This window comes from Ochrobactrum sp. S1502_03 (assembly GCF_044435015.1).
GTDB classification, from domain to species: domain Bacteria; phylum Pseudomonadota; class Alphaproteobacteria; order Rhizobiales; family Rhizobiaceae; genus Brucella; species Brucella chromiisoli.
Window position 1 is genome coordinate 20,545 of record NZ_JAYEXN010000041.1, and the last position, 7,039, is coordinate 27,583.

Here is a 7,039-nt window from a genome sequence, read left to right on the forward strand (position 1 = left end):
CTTTGGTTTAAAATGGGATGGGGAATATGCCAACGTTCAGCATTAAAATTTCAAACTGCAATAGCATAGATCAAGCGACCATTAACTTGGTCAAAGGTGCTTTGAATATTAAATACGGACCTAACGGCCTTGGTAAAAGCACTATAGCAAAAGCCATCCTCAGCCAGATACGCAATGACGATACACTTCACACACTTATTCCCTTCAAAAACCGCGGCAAAACAGATGCGGCAGAGCCAAAGGTTGAGGGTGCCGAAGGCTTGAAATCAGCACTCGTATTCGATGAAGAATACGTTAACCAATTTGTATTCCAAAAAGATGAAGTCGTAAAAAATAGCTTCGATATATTCATTCGCACGCCCGAATATCTACAGGAAATGAATGAAATCGATGCGCTTTTGTCCGGGATTAAGAAAGCCTTTGCAGACAATGAGAACATTGAGCAAGTAATTGCCGATCTGAAGGAACTTCGTGACGCATTTGGAAAACCTTCTAAGACAGGGGCGATTCCAAAAAGCAGCAAAATGCACAAAGCCTTTGGTTCAGGAAATAAAATTGAAAACATACCAGATACCCTCAAACCCTTTGAATCGTTTATTCGCAGCGACGAACCTGCGAAGTGGATTTCATGGCAAATTAAGGGAAATGAATTTTTACAGCTTGGGGATGCTTGCCCCTATTGCTCGACCGGACTAACCGAACCGGGGCAGAAGGATACAGCCCTCGCAATTGCAAACGAATACGATGCAACTGCGGTCGGGCATCTTAATGCCTTGAAGATAATCATTGAGAGGCTCGGAAAATATTTCAGTGAAAAATGCCACGAAAACTTGGACAAAATCACGAAAGCCAAAGTCGAACTAACGGCTCAAGAGAATGGTTTCCTAACAGGTCTTAAAACAGATATAGATTCGCTTATCAATAAACTGGAAGAACTGCGAACACTCTCTTTCTTCTCGCTTCGCGACGTCGAAGATGTTGGGGACAAGCTTACGCCGCTTAAGATCGATATAAGCATGTTCGACAAGCTGGACTCTGAAGAGACCCGTAAGACGGTTGATCCGATAAATACACAGCTAGACGAACTGATCACCAAAGTCGGCAGCTTAAAAGGCAAGATAAATCGCCACAAAGCAAAAATCCGCAAAACAATTGAGACACATCAGAAGAGCATAAACGGATTCTTAAAATCTGCTGGTTACAAGTACACAGTGCAAATTGTTGAAGAGCCAGATTCTTACAAAATGAAACTGGTGCATAGCGATGTAGATGGCCACATAGAAATGGCTTCACGGCACCTAAGCTACGGCGAGAAAAATGCCTTTGCTTTGGTACTTTTCATGTACCACGTTCTAAGCGAGAAACCTGATCTTGTAATCCTCGACGATCCAATTTCGTCGTTCGATAAAAACAAAAAATTCGCGATCGTACATGAACTGTTTCACGGAAAAGCCAGCCTCAGGGATAAAACAACACTTCTCCTGACCCATGACATCGAGCCAGCAATTGATGTTATAAAGAGCACTAACACATTCCAAGGAGCCAACCCTTCGGCAACATTTCTTTCAGCGCGCAACGGAATAGTAAAAGAAGTCCCTATCCATAGGGAAGATATTCAGACATTCGGTAAAATATGCAAAGAGAATATCTCCGCGCTGGATGATCCACTCATCAAAGCGATTTACCTTAGACGACATTTTGAACTGCTTGATGACATGGGGATGGAGTACAACCTTCTAGCCAGTCTGTTCAAAGGGCGCGAAACGCCAACCGTAAAATCCGCTACGGAAGACAGGGAAATGACCCCAGAAGAGAAAAATGTGGCGGAGGTTAGCATTAGAGACAGTATAGCTGGATTCAGCTACGACGCATTGGTTTTGGAAGTCAAAGATCGCGAAACCATCAAAGAAAAATTCAATGCTACCGATGTTGGATATGAAAAGATTCAACTATTTCGACTTATCAATGGCGAACATGACGATGACGTGATCCGAAAGTTCATCAATGAATCCTATCATATTGAAAACGAATATGTGATGCAGCTTAATCCTCACAAATTTGAAAGCATTCCAGAATATGTGGTTCAGGTATGCACGCGGTTACTACAGCCTCAAACTGTGGTTCAATAACATACCTGTCGGTCAATTTTATCGAAAGGGTCCCCCCTTGTAATTTCCTCATTGAAAACAAACCAAGTTCGGTGAGTAGATTATCCTTCTCACCGAACGAAATAATCTTTTTACAAGCCCCCACCGATTTTGATTTTTCGCCACTTTTGACCTACCATTCAGGTGGGTACAGCTTGGGGGAAATATGAGCGGCCAAGACCCGCGTGGGTGGTTTACAAAAGCTCTTTATCGAATAAGCAAATCCGCTCGCCAAGCGCTTGACCAAGGCTGGAAAAGTCAGGCCGGAACGCCGCCACCTTGGACGCCGCAAGGCAAGCGCCATACGGATGCGCAGGCAAAGCGTGAGGCGCTGCTGAAATCGCCGCCACCTCTGGAAGGCGATTCGCGCTGGATGAGCGTAAGCGAAGCAAGAGCGCTCGCCGCGCAGGCTATCAGGGAAGATGCCGACTGCGATTACATTACGCTCGGTTATGTTCCAGACAGACAAGCCCAAGACCTTATCCCTGTCGTATCGCCCGCACCGGGGCATATTCTGACCATAGCCGCCACACGGGCAGGCAAAGGCGCAACGCAGATTGTGCCGAACCTGCTCACCTACCAAGGGTCGATGCTGGTCATTGACCCGAAGGGCGAAAACTACGCCATGACGCACGCGCACAGGCGGAAGTTTTCCCGCGTGCTGCGTGTTGACCCGTTCCGCGTCACCGAAGGATGGGACGCGGAAGCGGCCTTTTCCAAATTCAACCCGATGGAATTTATTACCCATGCGTCGGCGGCACGGCGGCTGGCACGGGCATTGTTGGGGGAAATGCCGCAAGGTGATAACCAGTTCTGGTATCAGGAAGCGGCAAACCTGCTGACCGGCATCCTGCTCTATGTCGTGGAAGTGTCCCAATCCCCGACGCTCGGCAAATTCCGTGACCTGTTATCCAAGCCTGAAGCTGACCTGCTGAAGATACTGGAAAACGCTGCCAGAACGACGCAACAGCGCGTGGTGAAAACCGCCTTCAACCGCTTTAGCGGCTCGGATGAAAAGCTGCGCTCCGGCGTGCTGTCACAGATAAATGCCAGCACGGCCATATGGGATGAACCGGCCATGCTGGAAACGGTATCGGCCTGCCATTTCAGCTTTGCCAATATGCGGGATATGCCGCTGACCGTTTATATCATCCTGCCTTTTGACAAGCTGCACAGCCACAGCGCCTTCCTGAAGCTGATTGTCTCGCAATTCTATCAGGCGATGATTACACCTGCACCGCCGCCAAAGCTGCCGGTTGTTTGCCTGATTGACGAGTTTCCCGCCCTTGGCCGCATGGATGAGCTGGTCAAAGCCTTGGGCGAAATCGCGGGCTATGGCGTGCGCTTCTGGTTGTTCGCCCAAGGCTTGAATCAGCTCAAATCCATCTATCCGAAGGATTGGGAAACCATCCTCGCGCAATGCGCCACGCAATCCTATTTCGGCATCACTGACCCCATATCGGCGGAACTGCTATCAAAACAGCTTGGCAATAAGACCGTTGCCTATGAAGTGCCTGCCAACAATTACAGCGAAGGCGGGATCGACGACCGAGGTTATACGCAGGCGAATACCTCTGTCAGTGCGGCGCTGAATTTTAAGGGCGTGCCTCTGGCCTCCCCGAACGAAATCCGCCGTCAACTCGGCGTTGGTCGTTCGCAACAGGTGATTTTTCAATCTGGCCATGACCCTATCGTGGCCGAACGCATAGCATGGTTTGACGTGCCGGAAATGGCCGCGGTGGTTCCAGACTTGCGTAATACACCAGTCGCCATGCCTTCGGACGTGCGCAGCACCATCCCGAAGAAAGACCGGCGGCGGCAACCTACCGAAGAAGAACAGGCATTGCTTGATGCTTTAGAAGAACACACCGCATGGAAGGGCGTGCCGGAGGGGCATGTATTTGGAATAAGGGAGGCAAACGACGATGAAACATAGAGTGCGTGAGGGCGCGCCAACGGTTGATTTTTACGATACGCCGCAAACGGTAAGTGCCGAATGGGTACTGGATGCACAAGGCGCACCGGCCAACATCAACGTGCCTGTCGGCACGGGCGTTGTTTACACGCCTGAATCCAAAGTCGTACATCTGCGCGATGAACGCACAGGCTGGTCGCGCACCTATACGCCGGAAGTAATCGTGACCATTGACCACGGCGAACCCTATTTTGAACTGGAATTTTGCGACCCGAACAATCCGGGGCGCTTTATGCCGTCCGTGGGCATCGGCAATTATCCGTTCTTCCGGGCTGATAACGGGCAGGAAGGCTATACGTTCTCGAACAAGGCCATGTTTGCGACGTTTCGCGCCTTCATGGCCTCGCCGCTCTACAATCCCTTTGCAACGCCAATTCCCTCGCTGGATAGCACGCCGCAGGATGAAGCCTATTGCGACGTTATCAGCTTCAAGTTTGAAAACGATAGGCCGCTGCCCGTATGGGATCGCCACGACAAGGAAGCCGTCTTGCTTGCTCCTGACCTGCACGATGGCCGCGTGGCAAGTTGGGATAAGGAAACGGGCGACCCCGTGCTTATCTATGTGCGCGGCGACAACACAAACGGCGGTTGGATTGCGGAAGGCCACATGAAGTGGCCTGCCTTTGCCAATGAAATAAAGCTCGGCCATGTTCGATGGGATTATTTCGTGCGCCGTGAGGCGTTCGACCCATCGCGTTTCCAGCCCCGCCCCTATCATGGCGCGGTGATAGATAAAGCCAGCCTGCCGGTGGAAGACGTTGCCATGACAACGGGCGGCTATTCCAGCTTGGATAGCTTTTTAGGCATCATGGGCAAGATTACTGGAAAGTCGTAACCGCTCAAAAAAGCGGGTTTTCGCCTGTTATGGGAGAACCACGAAAACCCGCTTTTTCGTTTATTTTCGCGCCATTTTTTGATATATTAAACGTGTTTAATTTATCAATTTACGACTGAATTTATTGTGAGCAAGGACATTTGGGATACAGTTATAGAAATAGCTGGCCGTGAACAGCCGCACGCGCGCCTACCGATGATGGTAAGCCGCTTGGAGAAATTGGGCGAACGGCACTTTCTGGTTATCGCACCGAACATCACGGGCTACGACCGTTTGCAGCCATACGCTGCTCTGGCCGCTGATGCTATCAGGCAGGCGACCGGAACGGATGCCCAAGTGGACTTCACCTATGAGAAACCACAGCGTTCTTCTCAACCGTCGCTGTTTTCAAAACCACCAGCTGGCGATGCACAAACCGACCTGTTTGTGCCGGAAATCAGCGAACTTGCCATCAAGGACGATGTTCACCTGATGGAAATCGCCCCGTGGACGGGAACCCCGCAGCTGGATTGGGCAGAAGCGACAAAACGAACACGCATTACCTACAGCATTGACGATATGACGGTCGATGTGCGCGGTTCTAGCGTACAGGGGCTTCCAACGCACAATGATTATGACGTGGTGCTGCTGATGCAAAGCTGGCTTGTGCGTGAAGCCAATGCCTATCGCAAGGCACGGAAAAAATATATCGAGAGCGGCTACAAAGGCGATGCGCCTAAGCCTCCTGCCCGCCGTTTCAAAATCCATAAGAAGGATATTCTCAAATTCGCTCGCCACGGTACGGGCGGGCATCAATACGCACGGCTAGAACAAACATTGGAACGTCTGAAAGAAACAGTCGTTTATGTGGAGCAAAAAGGCCAGAAGCGGCGGCGGCGCGGCTCATTCAGTTTGATTGCCGACTGGCAGACAATATCGAAATCTGACAGCGGAGAAATCATGACCGTGGAAATTGTCGTGCCGGAGTGGGTCTATCAGGGCATCGTGGAAGCTGACCAGCCAAGTGTTCTGACCTACAGCCGCGATTACTTCCTGCTTAAATCGGCACTCGCACGCACCCTCTATCGGCTGGGAAGATTGAACCACAGCAAGGGCGAAGTGACTTTCGAATTAGCCGAAGTGCATCACCGCAGCGGGTCGCGTGCACCGCTCAAAGAATTTAATCGCGCCTTGCGAAACTTCGTGCATAGCATCGCCCCCAACACGTTCCCCGACTACGACCTTGAACTTGACGGCGAAAACCGAAAGCGAACCTTGACCATCCGTGTGCGCGATTCCGATGTAGCAGAACCGGCAACAGCATCGTAATGGACTACACCATAAGCCGGTTTTCATCGTCATGGACTACACCATCCATCGTCACCGACTACACCATAGAACGTAATGGACTACACCATCCATCGTAACAAGCCCCACCATAAGTTCTATCTCTATCTGGCCGAAACGATTGAAGCAGAACAGGAAATCGTAAATCCCTCGCGTGCGCGCGCGTTATCTCCTATCTTAATATCATTATATCACCACGACCCTGCAAAAACGCACACACCGCATCGTGCATCGTAACGGACTACACCATAGCACCGCAGGGTGCATCGCAGGCCGTGCGACGGGACTAACACCGCAGCGACAGCCAGCATCCTGCAAAAGAGCCTTTGAAGGGGGAAGCGATGACAGGGGTGATATTCTCCCCTCACCGCCTGAATGAACCACAGACGCTTTTTCATTTGGCATCTGGTACGACGACACCAGACAAGCTTACAAAATGAACTGATGAGGCTGTGAGAGCGTTTCTGGCGGGGGTTATACACAGCACACCCCTGCGACATACTAGCACAGCATTTCAGGACAAAACGGGTCGCGACCTGTTGAGAATTGGTGAGAGGGGTTGATATTTACTGCCCCTAAACTGCCCCTACGACGCAAAAACGGCCTAGCTGCGATTAGCTAGGCCGTATGTAAGTATATGTTATTGTTTTATATTTCTGGTTGCGGGGGCAGGATTTGAACCTGCGGCCTTCAGGTTATGAGCCTGACGAGCTACCGGGCTGCTCCACCCCGCGCTATTTTTTGAACTATTCGGGT

At 50.5% G+C, this 7,039-nt stretch carries 4 protein-coding genes and 1 tRNA gene; 4 read left to right on the plus strand and 1 reads right to left on the minus strand.

Annotated features, from left to right (window positions below; translation table 11 throughout):
- Positions 1-26 precede the first annotated feature (26 nt).
- From VBH83_RS17300 to VBH83_RS17315, 4 genes are all read left to right on the plus strand, one after another.
- The gene (locus VBH83_RS17300; RefSeq protein WP_396998797.1) at positions 27-2,129 is read left to right on the plus strand and encodes an AAA family ATPase; all 2,103 of its coding nucleotides are present in this window, start codon (positions 27-29) and stop codon (positions 2,127-2,129) included.
- A gap of 184 nt (positions 2,130-2,313) precedes the next feature.
- Entirely contained in the window at positions 2,314-4,083 is a 1,770-nt protein-coding gene (locus tag VBH83_RS17305) for a type IV secretory system conjugative DNA transfer family protein (RefSeq protein WP_396998799.1), read from the plus strand.
- A complete protein-coding gene (locus VBH83_RS17310; RefSeq protein ID WP_396998801.1) occupies positions 4,073-4,957 on the plus strand; it encodes a hypothetical protein in 885 nt (294 codons plus the stop codon). Before VBH83_RS17305 ends, VBH83_RS17310 begins: the two co-directional genes overlap by 11 nt.
- Before the next feature lie 126 nt (positions 4,958-5,083).
- Positions 5,084-6,265, plus strand: coding sequence for a replication initiator protein A (locus tag VBH83_RS17315; RefSeq protein WP_396998803.1), 1,182 nt, complete (start codon positions 5,084-5,086; stop codon positions 6,263-6,265).
- Between the two features lie 675 nt (positions 6,266-6,940).
- Here the strand turns inward: VBH83_RS17315 and VBH83_RS17320 are convergent.
- Positions 6,941-7,017: transfer RNA gene (locus tag VBH83_RS17320), tRNA-Met, on the minus strand.
- Between the last annotated feature and the right edge of the window lie 22 nt (positions 7,018-7,039).